The organism is Lachnoclostridium sp. An76, assembly GCF_002161355.1.
Lineage (GTDB): Bacteria > Bacillota > Clostridia > Lachnospirales > Lachnospiraceae > Mediterraneibacter > Mediterraneibacter caccavium.
On sequence record NZ_NFHL01000002.1, the window covers coordinates 141,889 to 162,856 of the forward strand.

Below are 20,968 nucleotides of genomic sequence, written 5' to 3' on the forward strand. Positions count from 1 at the left end.
TGTCTCCTTAATCCTGTCTGTTGTGGCTGTCCTGACCTGCCCCGGCTTCCCCTGATGATACAAAGCCCGTCCCGCGGGCAGAGATATCCGCTCCGGATCCTTCCGCATAGCGCCGCCTGAGCTGGCCGCAGGCTCCGTCGATGTCAGAGCCCATTTCCCTTCTTATAGTAACATTAATTCCGCTTTTTTCAAGGTTATTTTTGAAATTCAGGGCATTTTTCCTGCTCGGACGCACGAAATCACGCTCCCTCACCGGGTTCACCGGGATCAGGTTCAGATGGCAGTTCCGGGGCTTCAGGATCGCTGTCAGCTCCCTCGCGTCCTCAGCCGTATCGTTGACTCCGTGCACCAGGCTGTACTCAAATGTCACCCTGCGTCCTGTCTTTTCAAAGTACGTGTCACATGCCGCGAGCACCTCGGACAGTTCGTATTTATTCGCCACGGGCATAAGCCTCCTGCGCTTCTCCTGGGTCGAGCCGTGCAGGGAGAGCGCGAGCGTGATCTGGAGTTTTTCCTCCGCCAGCTCCAGCATTTTCGGGACAATGCCGCAGGTGGACACTGTGACATTCCTCTGGCTGATGTTCAGGCCGTGCTCATCTGTCAGCATCCGCACAAACCTGAGGAAATTGTCATAATTGTCCAGCGGCTCCCCGGTGCCCATGACGACCACATTGTGCACCCTCTCTTTTGTGATCTTCTGGATCTGGTAGATCTGCCCCAGCATCTCTGACGCGGAAAGGTCCCTTTTCAGCCCGCCGATCGTGGAAGCGCAGAACACGCATCCCATCCGGCATCCCGCCTGCGAGGAAATGCATACGGAATTCCCGTGCTTATACCGCATGAGCACGCTCTCCACCATGTTGCCGTCATACAGGCGGAACAGGAATTTGTTCGTGCCGTCCAGCTTCGAGATCTGCCGCTCTTCCATGATGACCGGGAGGATCTCATACTCCTCCTCCAGGCGGCGCCTTAAGTCCTTTGAGAGATTCGTCATCTCGTCAAAGCTGTCCGCCAGCTTCACATGCAGCCAGTCATACACCTGGCCCGCCCGGAACGGTTTCTCGCCAAGCGCCTGCATCTCTGCTTTTAATTCTTCATATCCATATGCCCGGATGTCCTTTTTCATGCCTGTTTCTTCCTTTTTACAAATCTTGCGATAAAAAATCCGTCCGACTGATGTACGCCCGGAAGGAGCTGGATGCACCCCTTCTCCGTCACACTGTCCCTCAGTTCGGGACAGAGCCTTCCGCTGATATCATCCAGCGAGAACTCCGGGTACTGCCCCAGGAACCAGTGTACATTGTCCATATTCTCCGCCGGATCTACGGTACATGTGCTGTAGATCAGCACTCCGCCGAGTCTCACATACTCCTTCGCGCAGCTTAAGATTTTCCTCTGCAGCTCAACGAGGCTTTGGATCCCCTCCGGGGAGGCCTTATATTTCAGGTCTGTCTTCCTGCCGAGCACGCCCAGCCCGGAGCAGGGCAGGTCCGCGATCACGATATCCGCGCTCCCCGCAGACGCCGGGTCCGGTACAGAAGCATCCATACACACTGCCGAGATATTCGGAAGCCCGGAGCGCTCGATATTCTCCCGGATAAGGTCTGTCTTATATTCCGTCAGGTCCCTTGCTTCCACATGCCCCCGCAGAGGCGCGCTTTCTCCCATAACAGCGTCTCCTGCCGGCGCTTTCTCTTTACACTGCTTCTCTTTCACATACAGCTTTTCCGCGATGTGCAGCGCCTTTCCTCCCGGCGCCGCGCACACATCGATCACCCGTTCCCCTGACTGAGGGTCTGCCAGCTCGCCCACGAGCATGGAGCTTACATCCTGCACCATAAAGAGCCCCTCCCGGAAGCTGTCCAGGCTGTCCAGATGATCATAGCCCGAGAGAGAGAACGCATAGGGAAGATATGGGTGCGGCTCTGCCTTTACTCCCTCTTTCTCCATGATCCCCGCGAACGCCTCCGGCGCCGTCCGGTTCAGACAGCAGCGCACTGTGACCGGCTTCACCCTCTGGGAATCAGCCAGCATCGTCTCGATCACGTCCTCATCGAACGACTGCTTCCAGAGCTCGATGATCCACTCCGGGCAGGAGTATCTCACAGAGAGAGCACGCGTCCCCTCCGATGGGTATCTGATCTCATCCATCCCTCTCGCCACGCTGCGCAGCACGCCGTTTACATATCCCCTAAGCCCGGAAAATCCTTTCTTCACCGCCAGCTTTACCGACTCGCTGCACACGGCACGGTCCGGCACACTGTCCATATATTTCAGCTGGTAGACCGCGCTGCGCAGGAGATTGCGGATGACCGGCTTCATCTTCTTTACTTTCACTTTTGAGAACTGATCCAGGATATAGTCGATCTCGATCAGGTGCTCCAGCGTGCCCTCTGACACTCTTGTGATGAATGCCCGCTCCTGCCTGGAGAGATACTGGTATTTTGCCAGCACATCCCTGAGTACGATATGGCTGTACTGGCCGTTCTCCACTGTCTCCATCAGGATACCCAGCACGAGTTCCCGCTCATTCACTGTTTTAGTCATTCCTTCTTCTTCCTCCTGTCAGGATGAGGAGACGCAGAAGCTGCAGGATCATAGCCGCCGCGCTCGCCACATAGGTAAGGGCAGCCGCTCCCAGCACCTTTTTCACCGAACTTACCTCATCCGGGTAGAGCATCCCCGAGTTTTCCAGCACTTTTACCGCCCTGCCGGACGCATTGAACTCCACGGGCAGCGTCACGAGCTGAAAGAGCACTGCCGCAGAGAAAAGCAGGATGCCAAGATTGATGAACAATGCCGATGTCTGGCCGTTCAGGAACAGTCCGATAATGATCAGAGGCCATGCGGCAAAGGATCCGATATTAGCCACCGGCACCAGAGCCCCGCGGATCGAGAGCGGAGCATACCCCGTGGCATGCTGTACCGCGTGTCCGCACTCGTGGGCCGCCACTCCGATGGCTGCCACGGACGTAGAATTATAGACTGTATCCGAAAGCCCCAGCGTCTTTTTCCCCGGGTTATAATGATCCGTCAGGTTCCCCGGGATATGGATCACCTGCACGTCATAGATCCCGTTCCTGCGCAGGATCTGCTCCGCTGCCTCCCGCCCGGTCATCCCGGAATGACTGCGAACCGTGGAATACCGGGCGAACACCCGGTTCACCCTTGCGGATGCCACGAGGCAGATGACTGCCCCGATCACTACAAGCATATAAGTCCAGTCATAATAATAGAAAAACATGATATCAACCTCCTGATCTGGCACAGTTATCTGCAGAACAGCGTACCAGGACGCCATTTGCGGAACAATGTGCTATCCGAGCACTGTGCCCGGCTCCATCGCATACCCCCTCAGGAATGCACCTGTCTCCATCCTCTTCTTCCCCGGTATCTGTACCTCATATACTCTCAGGACTCCGTCCCCCGTGCTCACTGTGAAATGGTCCTTCGCGACCTCGGTCACTGTCCCTGGCTGTACTGACGTATCCTGCCTGGCTTCCTCTGCCTTTGCCTTCCAGATCTTCATCACCTTGCCGTTCCAGTGCGTGTAAGCGCTGGGCCAGGAATTCAGACCTCTCACCAGACGCTCGATCTGCACCGCAGGCCTGCTCCAGTCGATATCCCCCATCTCTTTTGTAAGCATCTTCGCATACGCAGTCGGGCTCTCTCCCTGCTTCTCAAATACTGCCGTGTGATCCTCCAGCGCTTTCAGCGTCTCCACGCAGAGTTCTGCGCCCGCCTGGGCCAGCTTGTCATGCAGGCTCTCCCCGGTCTCGTCTTCCGCGATGGGGACTTCCTTTTTCAAGATCATGTCCCCGGTGTCCAGCCCTTCGTCCATCTGCATGGTGGTCACCCCGGTCACGCTCTCCCCGTTGATGATGGACCACTGGATGGGAGCTGCCCCCCTGTATTTCGGGAGCAGGGACGCGTGCACATTGATACACCCGTACGGAGTCATCTCAAGGATCTCTTTTGGCAGGATCTGCCCAAAGGCTATGACTACCATGATGTCCGCATTATATTTCCTGAGTTCTTCCACACATTCCGGCTCACGGATCCTCCTCGGCTGATACACCGGGATCCCGTGCTTTAAAGCCGTCTCCTTCACCGGCGGGAACTGCATTTCCTTCCCCCGGCCTTTCGGCTTGTCAGGCTGGGTCACCGCCAGGCACACGTCGTGCCCCGCGCGGATCAGCGCTTCCAGCGTCCCCACGGAAAAATCCGGAGTCCCCATAAATATCACTCGCATCTGCTTACTCCTCCGTTTCTTCCTCTTCATCCTGCTCATAAGTCACATCGTGGAGCCCGTCCTCTGTCTTCTCTACATAGAGCTGCCCGTAGAGATGGTCGATCTCATGGCAGAATGCCCTTGCCAGAAGCCCTTCCCCTTCCATCTCAAAGGGTTCCATCTCCTGGTTCAGGGCGCGCACCTTCACATGCTCCGGGCGGGTGACGATCCCCCATTTCCCGGGCACGCTCAGGCATCCCTCCTCCCCGGTCTGCTCCCCGGATGTCTCGATGATCTCCGGATTGATCAGCACGATCGGACCTTCTCCGACGTCGATGACTACAATCTTCTTAAGCACGCCCACCTGCGGCGCTGCAAGCCCTACTCCGCATTTGTCGTACATCGTCTCCAGCATATCCCCGATCAGGATCTTTGTCCGAAGGGTCATCTTCGGTACATCCTTGCACTTCTTTGTCAGGATCTCGTCTCCTATCTCTCTTACCTCTCTGATCGCCATAATTTCCTCCTTTTCTCTGCGCCCCGCGCCTCCCGCGTGACGGCTCTTCTCTCCCCGCATCCTGCCGCGCACTCTGCGCCGCTCTCCTACATGGGATTAAAGTCAAACTGTATCCTCATCTTATCAAAACCAGAATTTATCTCAATATATTTCTCTACTCTGTCCTTTATCCCCACGAGCGCTCCATAATTTTCTCCTTTGACATAGAGCACTCTCCGGTATACGTCTTTGATCTTGTCGATGCCCGGGCTCGCCGGACCGATCACCTCTGCCCCGGTCTGCCCGCGCGCCCGCAGGATGTACTCCTTCAGATAGCGGCATCCCGTCTCCAGCAGCGCCTCGTCCCCGCAGGAGACAAAGACAGCCAGCAGGTTCTCCGCCGGCGGGTAGCCCATCAGCTCCCTGTACCGGATCTCTTCCTCATAAAATGCCTCGTAGTCCTGCGCTGCCGCTGTCCTGATGGCATAATGGTCCGGGCTGTACGTCTGGATCACCACCTCGCCGTGCCTCTCCCCGCGTCCCGCCCGGCCCGCCGCCTGGGTCAGCAGCTGGAAGGTCCGCTCCCCGGAGCGGTAGTCGTCTGTATAAAGGGACATATCCGCTGCCAGGATCCCCACGAGAGTGACATTCGGAAAGTCATGTCCTTTCACGATCATCTGCGTCCCCACCAGGATATCCGCCTCTTCATTGGCAAATGCGGAGAGGATCTTCTCATGGGCGTCCTTCTGCCTTGTGGTGTCCATATCCATCCTCAGCCCCCGCGCCTCCGGGAATGCTGCCTTCACGATATCCTCGATCTGCTGGGTCCCTGCCCGGAATTCACCGATATGAGGCGAACCGCACTCCGGGCACTCCCGCGCCCTGGGCACGGAATATCCGCAGTAATGGCACCGCATCTTCCCGTCTCTGTGGACGGAGAGGGAGACACTACAGTGGGGACATTTGATCACATGCCCGCACTCCCGGCAGGAAATAAATCCAGAATAACCTCTCCGGTTCAGGAAGAGCATGATCTGTTCTTTCTTCTCCAGCCGGTCCCGCATCAGTTCTGTCAGTTTCCTGCTCAGGATCGACCGGTTCCCATCTTTTAATTCTTCCCGCAGATCCACGGTATATACGTCTGCCAGCTCCTGCATCCTGGACCGGTTTTTCATCTCGAAGAGGACATATTCTCCTCTCCTTGCCCTGTACATGGCTTCCATCGACGGAGTGGCGCTTCCCAGCACCACGCTCGCCCCCTCTGTCTGCGCCCGCTTTATGGCAGTCTCCCTGGCATGGTACCTGGGCGTCTGTTCACTCTTATAGGTAGGTTCATGTTCCTCGTCGATCACGATCAGCCCCAGGTCCGGGAACGGGGTAAACAGCGCTGACCTTGGACCGATCATGACGTCCACCTGGCCGCTGCGCGCCCGCATCATCTGGTCATACCGCTCTCCCGCGGAAAGCCGGGAATTCATGATGGATACCCGGTCCCCGAACCGCCTGTAAAACCGCATCACCGTCTGATAGGTCAGGGCGATCTCCGGGATCAGGACGATCGCCTGCTTCCCCATATCTACCACCGTCCGGATCATCTCCATGTAGACTTCTGTCTTCCCGCTCCCTGTGACGCCGTGGATCAGATAAGTCTCACGTTTCCCATCCGCGTAGTCTCTGCGGAAGGACTCGATGGCATGCCGCTGTTCCTCAGTATATATGATCTCATCCGCCTTTTTGCCGGAGAGCTTCACAGGGTTTCGGTATACCTGCTCGGATTCCACGGCAAGCACCTTCTGCTCCTCCAGAGCCCGTATGACAGAGGCCGTGATGTTCAGCTTCTTTGTCACCAGTTCATACTCCAGCACCGGATCGTCCAGGAGAGCTGCCATGAGGCGCGCCCTTGCCTTCTGGTTCTTCCCCAGATAATAGTGGAGCTGCCTCTCCCCTGTCTCCCGGTCGAGCAGGAGCCTCAGCCTCTTCTTTACCCTGGCATTCTCTTTCTGCTTGATGGGGAGGACTGTCTTCAGTGCCTGGATCATCGTGCCCCCGTAGTTTTCCTTCATCCACGCGGCAAGGGCGATCAGTTTCGCCTCGATCTCCACCCCGGTCCTGGAGATTTCCAGGATCTCCTTCACTTTCGAGAGGTCATAATCACACGTCTCCGCAAGCCCGGTCACATATCCTTTGATCCGCCGGTTGCCCCTGCCGAAGGGCACGACCACTTCCATCCCCGGCTCCAGCTCATCCACCATACTCTCCGGCACGCGGTACTGAAAGATCTTATCCAGTTTTTCATGTTGTATGTCTATGATCACATCCGCAAACACTCGGTCTTCATCCTTCTTTCAGTTCTTCCAGGACCTCCGCGATCAGGACCCGCTCATCCATGGGATACTTCACGCCTTTGATCTCCTGATAATCCTCATGCCCTTTTCCTGCCAGCACGATCACATCCCCGGGCTGCCCGTGCTGGATCGCATATTTGATCGCTTCCTTGCGGTCGCAGATCTCCACATATTTTCCGTCTGTCCTGCCGATCCCGGTCTTAATGTCATCGATGATCGCCTGGGGCTCCTCAAACCTGGGGTTATCTGATGTGATGATCGTCAGGTCCGCAAGGCGTCCCGACACCTCGCCCATCTCATATCTCCTGTCCTTTGAGCGGTTGCCCCCGCATCCGAACAGGCAGACAAGCCGTTTCGGATGGTATTCTTTTAGTGTCGTCAGCAGGCTCTCCAGGCTCATGGCATTGTGAGCGTAATCGATCATCAGGGTGAATTCATCCGACACTTTGATCATCTCGATGCGCCCTTTTACTTTCGCTTTTTTCAGCGCTTCTTTTATCTTCTCCACCGGCACGCCGAAATGCCTGCACACAGCGATCGCGGTCAGGGAATTATACACGCTGAATGTCCCCGGTATATCGATCTCCACATCAAAGTCCATCAGTCCGGCAACATGGTACGCCACTCCCAGATATCCCGGCCTGGACACGAGCTGCACGTTTTCCGCCCGCAGATCCGCGTCTTTGGAGAAACCGAATGTCTCCACTTTGCATGTGGCATTTTTGAAGATATCATGGAAATATTTGTCATCCACATTTGCGATGCCGAGCCTGCACTGCTGGAACAGCATTGCCTTGCACCGTTTGTAATCCTCGAAATCTTTGTGCTCGTTCGGTCCGATGTGGTCCTTGCCCAGGTTCGTAAAAATCCCGATCTCAAAGGGGATCCCCGCAGTCCGGTGGAGCATCAGCCCCTGGGAGGACACTTCCATGACCACGCTGTCGCAGCCTTCCTCCACCATCCGCGCGAAATACTGATGGATGGTAAAGGATTCCGGCGTGGTATTCGCCGCAGGGATCTTCTCATCCCCGATGATCGCCTCGATAGTTCCGATCAGCCCTACTTTGTGCCCCACTCCCTCCAGGATGGAACGGATCATATAAGTTGTCGTTGTCTTTCCCTTTGTCCCGGTAATGCCGATGATCTTCAGCTTCTCCGCCGGATAGCCGAAATAAGCCGCTGACATGAGCGCCAGCGCATACCTCGTATCCGGCACGCGGATGACCGTCACGTCCTCCGGCACTTCCACATCCTTTTCCACCACGACTGCCGCCGCTCCCTTCGCAGCTACATCCGCCGCGAATCTGTGCCCGTCGGAAACTGCCCCGCTGATGCAGACGAAGACACTGCCATCCTCTACCTTCCGCGAATCATTGACAAGGGTCGTGACTTCCGCCTCATCCGTCCCCTGCACCACATCGTATTCCAGACGCTCCAAAAGTTTATTCAATTTCATGTCGGATCCCTCCTGATCTTTTCATGGATCAATCTTTTTAATTTATTTTATTGTACCGTACATACTAGGATAACACAAACTCTGCGCTGATGCAAAGAAAGGAAAGCGCGATCTGCATAACATCTGCATAGCAGTTTATCCACAGTTTGTCTTTCAGGCTATGCGGTTTTCCAAATGGCGCGGCTGGATTGTTACCGATGGCTCCGCATATGGACAACGGCCGGGAAATGCTATATAATGTAAAAACGTCTGTGTCTCTCCGGCGATATCAGTCCGGCTTGTCACTCTCACACCGGAAGACATAATTTCATCAACAGCGCGTCTGAAAGCGCTGACAGAAAGAGAGGAAAATATTTTGTTTGCAGAAATCATCAACACGATCAGCGATCTCCTTTACAGCTACATCCTGATCATCCTTCTTCTGGGCGCGGGCATCTGGTTTTCCATACGCACACGCTTTGTCCAGTTCCGTATGTTTATCGAATCACTCCGCGTTGTGGCCCAGCCGGGCAGCGACAAAAACGGACTTTCGTCCTTCCAGGCGCTCATGGTATCCACAGCTTCCAGAGTGGGGACAGGCAATATCGCCGGGATCTCGACCGCAATCTGCCTCGGAGGTCCCGGAGCTGTATTCTGGATGTGGCTGACCGCCCTTCTCGGCAGCGCGTCCGCGTTTATCGAGAGCACGCTTGCCCAGATCTACAAGCACAAAGCAGAGGACGGCAGCTCTTACGGCGGTCCCGCCTACTACATCCAGGCGGCGCTCAAAAAGCACTGGATCGGCGTACTGTTCGCAGTAACGCTCATCCTGACCTATATGGGCGGATTTAACCTGGTCGCTTCCTTTAATATCGCCGACTCCTTCCGCGCTTACAGCTTCTTTGACCCGAAGAACACACCTCTTGCAGTAGGCGTGGTGCTGGCTCTCATTTTCGCCGCAGCGATTTTCGGGGGAAGCAGACAGATATCAAAGATCACGGGCGTCCTTGTCCCTGTGATGGGGATCTTCTATCTTGCGGCCTCTCTCTTTATCGTTGTTACACACTATCAGGCGATCCCGCAGATGTTTGCGGATATCTTCGGGAATGCCTTTGACCTGCAGGCGATCTTTGGCGGCTTCGCAGGCTCCTGCGTCATGCACGGCATCAAACGAGGCCTCTTCTCCAACGAGGCCGGCGTCGGATCCGCGCCGAATGCGGCTGCCAGCGCGGCTGTCTCCCACCCGGTCAAGCAGGGACTTGTGCAGATGCTCTCTGTATTCATTGACACGATCCTCATCTGCTCGGCCACTGCGTTCATGCTCCTGTGCTCCGGCGTAGCTCCGGGCGCTGACCTTGCGGGGATGCCCTGGGTGCAGGCCGCCGCTTCCAATTCCCTCGGCGGATTCGGCACCATATTCATCACGATCGCACTCTGCCTGTTCGCCTTCACTACCCTGATCGGGAACTTCTACTACGCGGAGATGGGACTGAAGTTCCTCTGCGGCAGAAAGCCCGGAAAGGCTCTGATCAATGCCTTCCGCGTCATCGCCGCCCTGATCGTGCTGGCCGGCGCAACGATGGAATTCGGCCTTGTATGGAATATGGCGGATGTGCTCATGGGACTGATGGCGCTCATCAACCTGCCCGTCATCCTCATCCTGGGCGGCCCGGCGATCCGCGCCATGAAAGATTATATGAAGCAGAAAAAAGAAGGAAAAGATCCCGTGTTCAGAGCAAGGGATATAGAGCTCAGGGATAAGACAGACTTTTGGAATTGAATCTGGATTTGTGGGGGAGCCTTCCTTCATATGTACCGTCCGAAAACCGTTGATTTGATCAAGGACGTTTTCGCGGCGGGCGGGGATATGGCTCAGGTTCCGGTTCCGTAATCCGGGAAAGACATAAAAAGAATGGGATACGGCTAAGGACAATTTCAAAGCGGAAGATTCGCCTGCGGCTCAGGCATCCGCTTTGAAATTAACGCCGCATCCCATTCTTTTAAGTCTTTCCATCAGATTACTCCAAGTCACCGTCGCCATATCCCCGTCCGCCGCGAAAGGTGCATCAAAGGGGAACGGTTTTCTGCGTGCATCCGATCGGAAGGTCCCCGCAGGCAAATGCAGGATTTCGAAAGTTGGGTGAGAGGGGAGCTTCAACGGCGGAACAGGAAGCTTTACCAAACGGAAGGTAACACGGACTTCCGGAAGAGGATTAGCCGTTCGATTTGGCCCAGCAGGCTGTGCCTCTCTACTTGTGATAAGTTTCTGGTGGATGGGGGAAGGATTATCTTTTGTCGGGGGTCTTCCGTCTTGAGCGAAATCAGAAAACAGCGAAGCGCCTTTTCGGAACATCTTTCAGCGCGGGGATATGGGTGGTTGAGGCGACTTCGGAATGAGGCCTGGAAGAACTTAAAATCTGCAAGTACGCGTTAAACAGGGCATCGGAATTGTCTGAGACGAAGTCGAGTTGTCCGATGCCCTGTTTTGTTTTTAGCGTACTTGCAGATTTTCTAGTTTTTCCTGCCTCATGGAGCGGAGCCGATGCCAGCCATATTCCCGCGCTGAATACGTCTCCGATATCTGCGCTTCACTGTTTTCGGACGTACATCCAATCGGCCGGCTCCCCGCAAATACAGATTTCCTACCAAAGTTTCTTGTAGATCTGTATCACATCTGCCTTGCTCGGCACTCTGGGGTTTGTCGCGGTGCACGCGTCTTCCAGCGCTGCGTCCGCCATATGGTCAATGGCCTTGAAATACTCTTCCTCTGTGATCGTTCCCATCTGGGAGATCGACAGCGGGATGTCCATCTCTTTTAACATGAACTGTACCCAGTTTACGAGTGACCTTACTGTCATGATCTTGTTATAGCTGCTCAGCCCGAGGATCTGCGCCACTGTGGAGTAACGCTTCACTGCCGGGAGATATTCAGAGCGGCTCTTGCTGTGTTTGTTGATATCACTGTTGAATTCAATGATATGCGGCAGGAGCATCGCGTTCGCGCGTCCGTGCGGGATGTGGAACGTAGCTCCGAGCTGATGCGCCATGCCGTGGTTCAGTCCGAGTGACGCACAGTTGAATGCAAGTCCTGCCAGGCAGGATGCGGAATGCATCTTCTGGCGCGCGTGCGTATCATTCCCGTCCAGGTATGCCCTTAAAAGGAATACGCCGCAGATCTCGATCGCCTTCTCTGCGAGCGCGGTCGAGAAATCATTTCTGTTTGTGCTGACACATGCTTCAAGAGCGTGTGTAAACACATCCATCCCCGTATCTGCCGTGATCGACGGCGGAACGCTCTTTACCAGCTCCGCGTCCAGGATCGCCTCATCGGGCATCAGATCTTTTGATACAAGGGGATATTTTACCTGTTCTGCCGGGTCAGTAACTACCGCAAAGGAAGTCACCTCTGAACCCGTCCCGCTTGTCGTGGGGATCGCGATCAGACCTACATCTGCATAGTGGTCTACCCTCAGGGCGAACTCACGGATCGATTTCGATGAATCGATGGCTGAGCCGCCGCCCACTGCCACGATGGCATCCGGCCGGTACTCGAGCATCTTTTTGACGCCTTCGCTGATCTTCTCGATCGGCGGATCCGGCACAACGTCCTTGAAGATCTCGAACTCCTTGTTTCCTCTCCGAAGAGGCTCTGTCACGAGTTCGATCATCTCACCCTGGGCGATGAACGGGTCTGTCACGACCAGTACTTTCTGATAAGGGATCTCCGCCAGACGGTCCAGCGCCTGATCCCCGAAAAATATTTTTGTCTTAATATCAAAGCTCTTCATAGCTGTCCTCTCTATTCAGAATAAATACATTTTATTTCTGACTCTTTAAATGTCCTGAGCCATCTGTCCTCCGGCTTTTCGTCCGTGACTACCATTGTAAGGTCATCCAGAGGACCGATATTGGTAAATGCAGTCTTGTCGAATTTACTGCTGTCGACCGCCAGGATCTTCTCCGTCGCCGCTGCCAGCATTGTCGCCTTGTTATTCGCGTGGAGTTCATCCGAGTCTGTCATGCCCGCGTCAGCATCGACCCCTTTGCAGGAGATGATCGCCTTATCCACATGATAGGAACGGATCGCCTTATCCGTCTGCGGTCCCACAAGAGCAAAAGACCCTTCCCTGGACGCCCCTCCTGTCGACATGACTGTCCAGTCCTGGGCGTCAAACAGTTCGATGATGATCTCGATCGAATTTGTAATGACTGTCAGGTTCTTTTTGCCCTTCTCCTGCAGTGCTTTTGCAATATACACTGCCGTGGAGCTTGCGTCCAGCATGATGCTGTCCCCGTCCTTCACGATCCGGCTCACCAGTTCTGCGATGCGCTGCTTCCCTACGATATTGCGGTTCTTTCTGATGTTAAACGGCAGTTCGATATTGACATTTTCATTAATGACAGCCCCGCCGTAACTTTTGATCGCATATCCGTCGTTTACCAGTTTCTCAAGGTCCCTTCGGATCGTCTCCTCAGAGACATCATAGATCTGGCTCAGTTCACTTACAACAACCCGTCTGTCGGTCTGCAGTTTTTCCAGGATCTCATTTCGTCTCTCTATCGCAAGCATATCGCTGCCTCCTGTTTATGCCAAAACAGGCCCTCCGGCCGCTCTGCTCAATTTCCGGCGGTTTCATTACGCCGCTGTGATGCAGGGATAAGCAGGGGAGAGCCTGTCTGTTTTATAGCATATTATAAAATTGCATCGCGGATCTGGGCATCCGGGTGAGCGATAACGGAAGAATCGAGGAACATTCCTCTGTCCTTCACTGCTTCCTTTGCCCTCTCGATCGCTGCTTCAACAGCAGCTACTTCTCCTGTCAGGAGCATGTATGATTTTCCGCACATACCTCTTGCGATACGCAGCTCGATCAGGTCTACGATGGCTGTCTTAGCCGCCTCATCCGCTGCCACGATGATGGATGCCGCATCATATGTCTCAAAGATGCCCAGTGCGGACACATCTTCAATCTTTGCCGCTCCATAGATCGCCGGGAAAATAGATTCATGCGGGTTTCCGAGCACAAAACTGTCGATCAGATGGAAGCCGTGCAGCTCTCTGGCATTGTCTACCGCTGCTTTTACGGCACTCAAGTCACCTGTAATGATCGCAATATATTTGCCCGGACATACGGTCTGAGCTTCGATTATGCTGACTTCAGAGGTCTTTACCATGGCGTCCGCCGCGGTGATACCTGCTGAAACAGTCTTATATTCTACCATTCCAATTGCCTTACTCATTGCCTGCACGTCCTTCCTAAGTTTCTATGATCACATATTTATCATTTACTTCTGTCACTGTACCGGTAACTGATGCATGGATCCCCACGCTCAGCCCCTTCGCCGGCTCAGCGATCATCTGTCCCTTTGTCACCTTGTCGCCTTCTTTTACGACAGCTGACGCAGGCGCTCCGATATGCTGGCTCAGCATGATGCGGACTCTCTTGACCGGCACCTCTGACTCATCGAGAGGAGCCTCTTTGTTGTATTTGGTCAGGTCAAGTCTTGCCATCAGCCTCTCCATCGGGACTTTCCTGTATTCTCTCTCCGGTCCTACCGGCTTCGCCTCCACCTGCGGCGGACGGATGCCGTTTGCCCTTAAGCCTGCCTTGTACTCTGCCATAAGGCTTCTGGGTGAAAGGCCCTGGAAACAGGAATACAGTTCACAGACGCCACAGGATGAGCAGAACATCGTATTTACAAAGATGTTTGGCTCCTGGATATCCTTGCATGTGGCTGCAAGCATGAACTTATTCGGCTCGATCGGATGCCCGAGCAGATGTCTCGGACAGAGATCTGTACACATCGAACACTGACAGCAGCACGCTGCTGCGCGTTTCATGTCGATGGAGTTTTTCTTTAATTTTTTCTGTATGATATAATGGTCCTCCGGCAGTACGAGGATCGCGTTCGTTGTCTTAGTGACAGGCTGCGCTCCTGTGCCGATATTTCCCATCATCGGTCCGCCTACAAAGTAGACCGGGTTCGGTGTCGTCACATGGCCTGCAAGCGCGACCACCTCATCCAGCGGCGTCCCGATCGGCACGCGTACAGTCACCGGATGCTCAACTTCCGCTACGACAGACACCAGCTTGTCTTCCACCGGTGTCTTCTCGTTCAGTGCCCTGTATACATTGTATACAGTCTCTACATTGAACACCGCGACACCGCTCTCGATCGGGAGCCCGCCCGGGCGGACTACCTTGCCGGTCACTTCATAGATCAGTACGACTTCATCGCCTGCCGGATACACTTCATCCAGCAGCCCCAGCCTCACTTCCGGATATTTATCGATCACGGCGCTCACTGCCTCGATCGTCTTTTTATACGCTTTCTTGATGCCGATGATAACTTCCTTTGCACCGACTGTCTCGCCGATCATATGGAATGTATCAATGATCTCTTTCGCATATTTTTCAAGCAGCTGTCTGTGCAGTCTTAAGAGCGGCTCGCACTCCGCACAGTTCAGGATGATCGTATCCGCACGCTCATCAAGCTTGGCATATGTCGGAAATCCCGCACCACCTGCGCCAACGATGCCGTTCTGCTGCAATATGCTGCTCAATTCTTTCATATCCATAATTTCACTACTCCAGTCCTGATCCGTCGTCAATAATTCCTACGATCGCCGCATCGACAGGCGCGTCTGGCATCCCGCTGCCGATCCTTGCCGCGCTGCCCTGGGCGACGAGCACATACTCGCCGATGCCCGCGCCGATCTTGTCGATGGCGATGAGCTGTTTCGCGCCGGAGTGCATATGCTCCAGAACGTCTACGATCATGAATTTATTGCCGATCAAATTTTCACATTTGCGTGTTGAAACAACACTTCCAACAACTTTCCCTATCAGCATGATATTATCCTCACCGTGTCGCCGGTCGCAATCTTTGCAGCGTTCGCCTCATCCGTATCGATATGCATTTCAAGGGTAAAGCTGTCGTCCACGCGGATCTTCACGCGGTTGAAGATCGTTCCTCTCTCATTGTCCGCCTTCACGGAGACGATATCGCCGTCGTGCACTCCTGCCGCCATGGCATCCTTCGGGGACATATGTATATGGCGCATCGCGATGATGCAGCCCTCATTCAGATAGATCGCGCCCTTCGGCCCTACGACCGCGATCGGGGCGCTTCCCTCGATCTTTCCGGACTCCCGGATCGGAGCGTTCACTCCCAGGCGGATCGCATCGGTAGCGGAGATCTCAACCTGCGTCTGCTTCCTCACAGGTCCGAGCACACGCACATTTTCGATCGCCCTGAGCTTGAGGCCGACGATGGTCACTGTCTCATTGGCCGCGAACTGTCCGCCCATAAGGCCTTTTTTCCGTGTCAGATGGTATCCTTCACCGAACAGCGCTTCCACATGTTCCTGAGTAAGATGGATATGTCTTGCGGACACTCCGATCGGCACCATGTATCCTGCCCCTTCAGAGGATTTCTGCTTTTCAACTGCTTCCAGGACCAGTTTTGTAATTAATGCTACATTACTGTTATCCATATCTCAATTCTCCTCCAAAAACGGATCTGCATCATCCGTTTTTCTCATATGCAGGAAACAGCCTGTCTCTGCGGCTGTTTCCTGCGGGGTCTGTCAATAATTACTGTGATTATTTCAGGACCGGAAGGATCTTCTCCACATCGTTGTGCGGTCTCGGGATCACATGTGTAGCTACGAGCTCGCCAAGTCTTCCTGCTGCCTCTGCTCCGGACTCAACTGCGGATTTTACAGCTCCTACATCTCCGCGTACCATAACTGTTACGAGTCCGCTTCCGATCTTCTCTGTTCCTACGAGAACTACGTTCGCAGCCTTTAACATTGTATCTGCAGCCTCGATCGATGCTACCAGACCTCTTGTTTCAACCATTCCTAATGCTTCCTGTGACATTCTTCTCTCCTCCTTCTGAATCGTCGGTTGTTCCTGAACCGTTGTTTCTGCTTTCTGCGCCGTCTTTCTCACTCTTCGTACAGTTTTCGCCGGCGCTTTGGCTGTTGTTGTTTTCTTTTCCTCTGCCATTTCAAACTGCCTCCTAACTCACCCTGTTTGCACTGTCATTGACGATCTTGAGTATCTCTTCATGAGGGCTCGGGATCACAACCTTGCAGACAGGATCTTTGATTCCGTTCGCTGCGGCAGCTTCAATGGCCTGCTTGACAGCGGATACGTCGCCGCGGATGATGATCGTGACCAGTCGTCCGCCCAGTTTTTTCTCCCATGTGACAAGCTCGACTTCGGCGGTCTTGCACATGATATCAATGGCAACTACCGCTGCCGTTACACTCGGGATCTCAAAGAATCCATACGCTTTACCCATGAGACTGCTCCTTTACTGTGATCTGAAGACTTTCCTCATTCACTCCGGCTTAGATAGACGGAAGGATCTTCTCTACGTCATTGTGCGGTCTCGGGATCACGTGTGTTGCTACAAGCTCGCCGAGTCTTCCTGCAGCGTCAGCGCCTGTCTCTACTGCTGCCTTGACAGCTCCTACATCTCCGCGCACCATAACTGTTACGAGTCCGCTTCCGATCTTCTCTGTTCCTACCAGTGTTACCTCAGCTGCCTTTGTCATTGCATCTGCAGCCTCGATCGCTGCTGTAAGTCCTCTTGTTTCAACCATTCCTAATGCCTGCTGTGCCATTGCCATTGTTCATTTCCTCCTAAATCTCTTCGATATCTTTTTCGTTGATGATATGTGGTTCACCTTTGTCCAGTCCGGTGATCTTCAGCATTTTTTCCGTATCCTCTGTCGGTCTTGCGATCTCATATTCGTTCACAACACCCGCAAGCTCTTCGGCTCTTGCCTTTGCCGCCTCAAGCGCCGCCGTGACATCGGATACGCTTCCGCGGAATTTAACCATAACGATCAGTGGTACGGGCAGTTCATCTGCATTCGCCGGTTTGTTTTTGTCGAACTTTTCGAGCCATACATTGCCTGCCTTGCATCCGGCGTCCGCCGCCGCAAAAGCTGTGGCAAGCCCGAAAACCTCCAACATGCCTACTGCATCTCCCATAATGATTCACCTATTTATTCACGATCGCGATCTTAAGGCCTTTCTGTGCAAGGTTCGTCTGGTGGGCCTCATTGATCTCCTCGAGCGGGAACTTGTGCGTGATCAGCTCCTTCATCGGAAGGCCGATCGCCTGCGCTCTCTTCAGGAAATCAAATGTAGTCGCGTAATCCCTCAGTGTATATACCCAGGAGCCGACCAGTGTGATCTCTTTGGAGCAGAGGTCAAAGTGCGGATTGATCGTGGCGTCTCCGCCGTTGATGAAGAATCCGAGTTCACATAAACCGCCGCCGTTGCGGATGAACTTGTAGATATTTGAGTGTGCTACCGGTGATCCTGTGCACTGGAACGCAAAATCTGCAAGGTGTCCGCCGAAGGCTTCCTTCACTGCTCCTGAAAGAGCGTCGATCCCTTTGTACTCCATAAAGTTTACAGACTTGTCAGCACCCATCTTCTTCGCGAAGTCGAGTCTCTGCTGGTTGCCGTCCACTGCAACGATGTTCTCGATGCCCATCGTGCGGAGAACTGCGATGCAGATCAGACCGATCGGTCCGCAGCCCTGTACGACTACTCTGCTGTTGAATCTTAAGATTCCTGTCGTCTTTGCCCTCTCAACTGCATGTACAAGCACTGCACATGGCTCAATGAGGATCCTGGAATCAAGATCCAGGTCGCTTACGTTGAAGATGGAAGATCCTTCGCGGACCAGGATGTAATCGGAAAACCATCCGTTCAGATGGATATCATCGTCCGGAAGAAGTCCGTATACGTCAGCCCCGCCGATGTTCTTCTTGTTCAGGTCGAACATCTCGATATCCGGGTCATCCTTAAAGATCATACATGTAACGACTTTGTCGCCGACCTTCAGCGGTTTGCCCGCGCTGTCAGCCTTTACGTTCTTGCCCATCTTGACGATCTCGCCGGTCCCCTCGTGTCCGAGCGCTACCGGGATCAGTCCGAACGGGTCTCTCTTGAATTCATGGGCATCTGTCCCGCAGATACCGCAGCCTTCTACTTTTACGAGGATGTCTCCGTCTCCCACTTCCGGGATCGGGAATTCCTTGATGTCATAATGCTCAAGTGATGTCAGCATCGCAACGTGTGCTGTCTTCGGGATTGCCTGGCTTGCAGCCGGCTGTGCGGACGGTGAAGGGATCTTCTTGTCCAGCATGCTTTCCAGCACCTGTTTAACGACGGCTTCCACATTAGCGGAATTCATTTCCATGTTATCTACCTCCTATTTCTGTTTACGCCGTGCCAGCTCGATTCCGCTCCGCTTCATCTCGCTGTCGGCGTGCGCCGTATGCTTCCTTGCATTTCGGCGGTCTGCGCCGTGCCAGCTCGATTCCGCTCCGCTTCATCTCGCTGATGGCGTGCGCCATATGCTTCCTTGCATTTCGGCGGTTTGCGCCATGCACAGCTCGATTCCGCTCCGCTTCATCTCGCTGTCGGCGTGCGCCGTATGCTTCCGTCCCAGAAATGTGTATTGCAGGCCAGCCTGCATACCCATTTCTGTGCCGTAAGCGCATGGCTTATCGTATGCACAAACTGTCGGTCATGACGCAGCGTCTTCTTTTTGTGAAGGTGCTTGCGCTTGTAAGGCCTTCGCCTGTCCTGCTGGCGATCGTGAATGTACAGAAGCCTTCTCCTCCGAATCCGAGCGCCGCGTAGGACGGACCGTTCTTTACGAGGATCGCTGTGTCGATCGCTTTCGCATACTTTGTGATATTGTCTACATTCTTTGAATGGATATGTGCGGAGTGGCGGTTGCCGTGCTCAAGCCATACGGCCTGTTCCACTGCATCGTCAAAGTCCTTTGCCCTCACAACGCCGAGGATCGGCATCATGAGCTCTGTAGCGATCAGCGGGTGCTCCTTCGGACCTTCAAATGTAATACATCTGATATTGTCCGGTACAGTCACGCCGATCATCCCCAGAAGGGTCTTCGCGTCGCGTCCCACACATTTTCTGTTCAGCTTTCCGTCTTTGAGGACGACTGCTGTGAGAGCGTCCTGCTCTTCCTTTGACGCAAGGTAGCAGCCCTGCTCTGTGATCATGTAATTCATCAGCTCGTCAACGACGGAGTCCACTGCCACGATCTCTTTCTCTGCGATACAGGGAAGGTTGTTGTCAAAAGTACATCCGTTTACGATGTCCTCTGCCGCCTTTCTCAGATCCGCTGTCTCGTCAACCAGCGCCGGCGGATTTCCCGCGCCTGCCCCGATCCCTCTGCGTCCTGAGGAGAGTACCGCTGTCACGACTCCCGGTCCGCCGGTCGCCGCGATGAGCTGGATCGCTTTATGTTTCATCATGATATTGCTTGTCTCAAGGGTCGGATGCTCTACCGTGCATGCGATATTGTCCGGACCGCCCGCCTCTACGGATGCCTCGTTTAAGAGGTTGATCGCATAGATGGAAGTCTTGATCGCTGCCGGATGGGGATTGAACACAACTGTGTTCCCCGCCGCGAACATTCCGATCGTATTGCACAGGACTGTCTCACTCGGGTTCGTGCACGGCGTGATCGCGCCGATGACTCCGAACGGTCCCATCTCGATGAGGGTAAGTCCTCTGTCCCCTGACCACGCTGTCGTTGTGATATCCTCTGTTCCCGGAGTCTTCTCAGCGACGAGCTGGTGTTTCAGGATCTTGTGACCGACATTTCCCATGCCTGTCTCCTGTACGCCCATACGCGCCAGGATCTCTGCGTTCTCCATGATCTTTTTGCGGATATTGGAGATCACTTTTTCTCTGTGGTCCAGAGACATCCTTGCTACGATCTTCTGTGACTTCTTCGCTGCTTCGATCGCCTCATTCATATCTGAGAACACGCCTCTGTCCCCGGATACATCCGCGGCGATCTGCATCTTTGCCACAACCTCCTGCACAATGTCCTGAACCATCTGTTCATTTACAGACACTCTAATACCTCCTTAAAGACTGACTTCCCGTAAGCCGCGATCGCGGTATCTTCCGCCGCTGTTCCGCCGCTCACTCCGAGTGCCCCGACAATCTGTCCGTCAGCTTCCAGTACTTCGCCGCCGCCGAAGATCACGATCTTTCCGTTGTTCGTGAACTGGATCCCGTAGAGGTCCTGTCCCGGCTGGCTTAACTCTGCAAGCTGCGCAGTGGACATTTTAAGGCTCGCGGAAGTATAGGTCTTGTTGATTGCAATGTCAAAGCTTGCTATGTACGCATCGTCCATGCACTGGACAGATACGGGCCTGCCGGCCTTGTCCGAGACAGCAGCGACAATGTTGACGCCCATCTCGGCTGCCTTTGCCTTTACTCTTTCGATCAGGGCATTGGCAAGTGCCAGAGTCATCGCATGCTTTTTACATTTACAGACATGCTTTTTCTCCTGTGCGGGAGCTGTATCTTTCATCTGGTCAAGCACAGCTCTCACCGCATTGGTGATGTCCTGTTCGTTCATAGCTCTGCCTCACTTTGTTG

General features: G+C 54.2%; 21 protein-coding genes. 1 reads left to right on the forward strand and 20 read right to left on the reverse strand.

The features are described from left to right. Nucleotides 1–7: 7 nt before the first annotated feature. From rlmN to B5G27_RS04920, 7 genes are all read right to left on the reverse strand, one after another. The gene (gene rlmN / locus B5G27_RS04890) at nucleotides 8–1,126 is read right to left on the reverse strand and encodes a 23S rRNA (adenine(2503)-C(2))-methyltransferase RlmN (protein ID WP_087177827.1); all 1,119 of its coding nucleotides are present in this window, start codon (nucleotides 1,124–1,126) and stop codon (nucleotides 8–10) included. Next, complete coding sequence (gene rsmB, locus B5G27_RS04895) at nucleotides 1,123–2,547, reverse strand: 16S rRNA (cytosine(967)-C(5))-methyltransferase RsmB (RefSeq protein WP_087177828.1); 1,425 nt, start codon at nucleotides 2,545–2,547, stop codon at nucleotides 1,123–1,125. The genes rlmN and rsmB overlap by 4 nt, the downstream gene beginning before the upstream one ends. Next, nucleotides 2,540–3,244: a zinc metallopeptidase gene (locus B5G27_RS04900; RefSeq protein ID WP_087177829.1), complete on the reverse strand. Its 705-nt coding sequence runs from the start codon at nucleotides 3,242–3,244 to the stop codon at nucleotides 2,540–2,542. Before B5G27_RS04900 ends, rsmB begins: the two co-directional genes overlap by 8 nt. Before the next feature lie 72 nt (nucleotides 3,245–3,316). Continuing rightward, a complete protein-coding gene (gene fmt, locus B5G27_RS04905; protein ID WP_087177830.1) occupies nucleotides 3,317–4,252 on the reverse strand; it encodes a methionyl-tRNA formyltransferase in 936 nt (311 codons plus the stop codon). Nucleotides 4,253–4,256: 4 nt separating this feature from the next. Beyond that, nucleotides 4,257–4,748 (reverse strand): peptide deformylase, encoded by a 492-nt coding sequence (def, locus tag B5G27_RS04910; protein WP_087178148.1) that lies wholly within the window; start codon nucleotides 4,746–4,748, stop codon nucleotides 4,257–4,259. A gap of 86 nt (nucleotides 4,749–4,834) precedes the next feature. After that, a complete protein-coding gene (priA, locus tag B5G27_RS04915; RefSeq protein ID WP_087177831.1) occupies nucleotides 4,835–7,054 on the reverse strand; it encodes a replication restart helicase PriA in 2,220 nt (739 codons plus the stop codon). A gap of 7 nt (nucleotides 7,055–7,061) precedes the next feature. Continuing rightward, the gene (locus tag B5G27_RS04920) at nucleotides 7,062–8,528 is read right to left on the reverse strand and encodes a UDP-N-acetylmuramoyl-L-alanyl-D-glutamate--2,6-diaminopimelate ligase (RefSeq protein WP_087177832.1); all 1,467 of its coding nucleotides are present in this window, start codon (nucleotides 8,526–8,528) and stop codon (nucleotides 7,062–7,064) included. Between the two features lie 355 nt (nucleotides 8,529–8,883). Here B5G27_RS04920 and B5G27_RS04925 point away from each other — a divergent pair, with 355 nt between their 5' ends. Continuing rightward, on the forward strand, nucleotides 8,884–10,287 hold the full coding sequence (locus B5G27_RS04925; RefSeq protein ID WP_087177833.1) for an alanine/glycine:cation symporter family protein: 1,404 nt from the start codon (nucleotides 8,884–8,886) through the stop codon (nucleotides 10,285–10,287). An 862-nt stretch (nucleotides 10,288–11,149) separates the two neighbouring features. On the opposite strand, the gene B5G27_RS04930 is transcribed toward B5G27_RS04925, so the two are convergent. The 13 genes from B5G27_RS04930 to B5G27_RS04990 all read right to left on the reverse strand — a co-directional run bounded on the left by B5G27_RS04930 (nucleotide 11,150) and on the right by B5G27_RS04990 (nucleotide 20,948). Then, nucleotides 11,150–12,295, reverse strand: a complete 1,146-nt coding sequence (locus B5G27_RS04930) for a 1-propanol dehydrogenase PduQ (RefSeq protein ID WP_087177834.1) — start codon at nucleotides 12,293–12,295, stop codon at nucleotides 11,150–11,152. A gap of 11 nt (nucleotides 12,296–12,306) precedes the next feature. Further along, nucleotides 12,307–13,077, reverse strand: a complete 771-nt coding sequence (locus tag B5G27_RS04935; RefSeq protein WP_087177835.1) for a DeoR/GlpR family DNA-binding transcription regulator — start codon at nucleotides 13,075–13,077, stop codon at nucleotides 12,307–12,309. 122 nt (nucleotides 13,078–13,199) lie between these two features. Continuing rightward, nucleotides 13,200–13,748: a BMC domain-containing protein gene (locus B5G27_RS04940; protein ID WP_087177836.1), complete on the reverse strand. Its 549-nt coding sequence runs from the start codon at nucleotides 13,746–13,748 to the stop codon at nucleotides 13,200–13,202. A 16-nt stretch (nucleotides 13,749–13,764) separates the two neighbouring features. After that, on the reverse strand, nucleotides 13,765–15,087 hold the full coding sequence (locus B5G27_RS04945; protein ID WP_087177837.1) for a 4Fe-4S dicluster domain-containing protein: 1,323 nt from the start codon (nucleotides 15,085–15,087) through the stop codon (nucleotides 13,765–13,767). Nucleotides 15,088–15,094: 7 nt separating this feature from the next. Next, nucleotides 15,095–15,361: a EutN/CcmL family microcompartment protein gene (locus tag B5G27_RS04950; RefSeq protein WP_087177838.1), complete on the reverse strand. Its 267-nt coding sequence runs from the start codon at nucleotides 15,359–15,361 to the stop codon at nucleotides 15,095–15,097. Beyond that, the gene (gene pduL, locus B5G27_RS04955) at nucleotides 15,355–16,005 is read right to left on the reverse strand and encodes a phosphate propanoyltransferase (RefSeq protein ID WP_087177839.1); all 651 of its coding nucleotides are present in this window, start codon (nucleotides 16,003–16,005) and stop codon (nucleotides 15,355–15,357) included. The genes B5G27_RS04950 and pduL overlap by 7 nt, the downstream gene beginning before the upstream one ends. A 109-nt stretch (nucleotides 16,006–16,114) precedes the next feature. Further along, entirely contained in the window at nucleotides 16,115–16,393 is a 279-nt protein-coding gene (locus tag B5G27_RS04960; protein ID WP_143449243.1) for a BMC domain-containing protein, read from the reverse strand. Between the two features lie 142 nt (nucleotides 16,394–16,535). Then, entirely contained in the window at nucleotides 16,536–16,820 is a 285-nt protein-coding gene (locus B5G27_RS04965; protein WP_087177841.1) for a BMC domain-containing protein, read from the reverse strand. A 49-nt stretch (nucleotides 16,821–16,869) separates the two neighbouring features. Further along, nucleotides 16,870–17,145, reverse strand: coding sequence for a BMC domain-containing protein (locus B5G27_RS04970; RefSeq protein WP_191375718.1), 276 nt, complete (start codon nucleotides 17,143–17,145; stop codon nucleotides 16,870–16,872). A gap of 19 nt (nucleotides 17,146–17,164) precedes the next feature. Then, nucleotides 17,165–17,518 carry a BMC domain-containing protein gene (locus B5G27_RS04975; RefSeq protein ID WP_087177843.1) on the reverse strand — a complete coding sequence of 118 codons (354 nt, stop codon included), beginning with the start codon at nucleotides 17,516–17,518 and terminating at the stop codon, nucleotides 17,165–17,167. Between the two features lie 10 nt (nucleotides 17,519–17,528). Next, a complete protein-coding gene (locus B5G27_RS04980) occupies nucleotides 17,529–18,740 on the reverse strand; it encodes a zinc-binding dehydrogenase (protein ID WP_087177844.1) in 1,212 nt (403 codons plus the stop codon). Between the two features lie 307 nt (nucleotides 18,741–19,047). After that, the gene (locus B5G27_RS04985) at nucleotides 19,048–20,436 is read right to left on the reverse strand and encodes an aldehyde dehydrogenase family protein (RefSeq protein ID WP_087177845.1); all 1,389 of its coding nucleotides are present in this window, start codon (nucleotides 20,434–20,436) and stop codon (nucleotides 19,048–19,050) included. After that, on the reverse strand, nucleotides 20,427–20,948 hold the full coding sequence (locus tag B5G27_RS04990; protein ID WP_087177846.1) for a GlcG/HbpS family heme-binding protein: 522 nt from the start codon (nucleotides 20,946–20,948) through the stop codon (nucleotides 20,427–20,429). Before B5G27_RS04990 ends, B5G27_RS04985 begins: the two co-directional genes overlap by 10 nt. Nucleotides 20,949–20,968: the final 20 nt, after the last annotated feature.

What these genes read in the sequence shown, in the direction of transcription:
- B5G27_RS04900 (WP_087177829.1), bottom strand. Translation starts at nt 3,244, where the DNA reads ATGTTTTTCTATTATTATGACTGGACTTATATGCTTGTAGTGATCGGG.
- rsmB (WP_087177828.1), bottom strand. Translation starts at nt 2,547, where the DNA reads ATGACTAAAACAGTGAATGAGCGGGAACTCGTGCTGGGTATCCTGATG.
- B5G27_RS04960 (WP_143449243.1), bottom strand. Translation starts at nt 16,393, where the DNA reads ATGTCACAGGAAGCATTAGGAATGGTTGAAACAAGAGGTCTGGTAGCA.
- B5G27_RS04940 (WP_087177836.1), bottom strand. Translation starts at nt 13,748, where the DNA reads ATGAGTAAGGCAATTGGAATGGTAGAATATAAGACTGTTTCAGCAGGT.
- B5G27_RS04975 (WP_087177843.1), bottom strand. Translation starts at nt 17,518, where the DNA reads ATGGGAGATGCAGTAGGCATGTTGGAGGTTTTCGGGCTTGCCACAGCT.
- B5G27_RS04990 (WP_087177846.1), bottom strand. Translation starts at nt 20,948, where the DNA reads ATGAACGAACAGGACATCACCAATGCGGTGAGAGCTGTGCTTGACCAG.
- B5G27_RS04930 (WP_087177834.1), bottom strand. Translation starts at nt 12,295, where the DNA reads ATGAAGAGCTTTGATATTAAGACAAAAATATTTTTCGGGGATCAGGCG.
- pduL (WP_087177839.1), bottom strand. Translation starts at nt 16,005, where the DNA reads ATGGATAACAGTAATGTAGCATTAATTACAAAACTGGTCCTGGAAGCA.
- rlmN (WP_087177827.1), bottom strand. Translation starts at nt 1,126, where the DNA reads ATGAAAAAGGACATCCGGGCATATGGATATGAAGAATTAAAAGCAGAG.
- B5G27_RS04920 (WP_087177832.1), bottom strand. Translation starts at nt 8,528, where the DNA reads ATGAAATTGAATAAACTTTTGGAGCGTCTGGAATACGATGTGGTGCAG.
- B5G27_RS04980 (WP_087177844.1), bottom strand. Translation starts at nt 18,740, where the DNA reads ATGGAAATGAATTCCGCTAATGTGGAAGCCGTCGTTAAACAGGTGCTG.
- B5G27_RS04935 (WP_087177835.1), bottom strand. Translation starts at nt 13,077, where the DNA reads ATGCTTGCGATAGAGAGACGAAATGAGATCCTGGAAAAACTGCAGACC.
- B5G27_RS04970 (WP_191375718.1), bottom strand. Translation starts at nt 17,145, where the DNA reads ATGGCACAGCAGGCATTAGGAATGGTTGAAACAAGAGGACTTACAGCA.
- def (WP_087178148.1), bottom strand. Translation starts at nt 4,748, where the DNA reads ATGGCGATCAGAGAGGTAAGAGAGATAGGAGACGAGATCCTGACAAAG.
- fmt (WP_087177830.1), bottom strand. Translation starts at nt 4,252, where the DNA reads ATGCGAGTGATATTTATGGGGACTCCGGATTTTTCCGTGGGGACGCTG.
- B5G27_RS04965 (WP_087177841.1), bottom strand. Translation starts at nt 16,820, where the DNA reads ATGGGTAAAGCGTATGGATTCTTTGAGATCCCGAGTGTAACGGCAGCG.
- B5G27_RS04945 (WP_087177837.1), bottom strand. Translation starts at nt 15,087, where the DNA reads ATGGATATGAAAGAATTGAGCAGCATATTGCAGCAGAACGGCATCGTT.
- B5G27_RS04950 (WP_087177838.1), bottom strand. Translation starts at nt 15,361, where the DNA reads ATGCTGATAGGGAAAGTTGTTGGAAGTGTTGTTTCAACACGCAAATGT.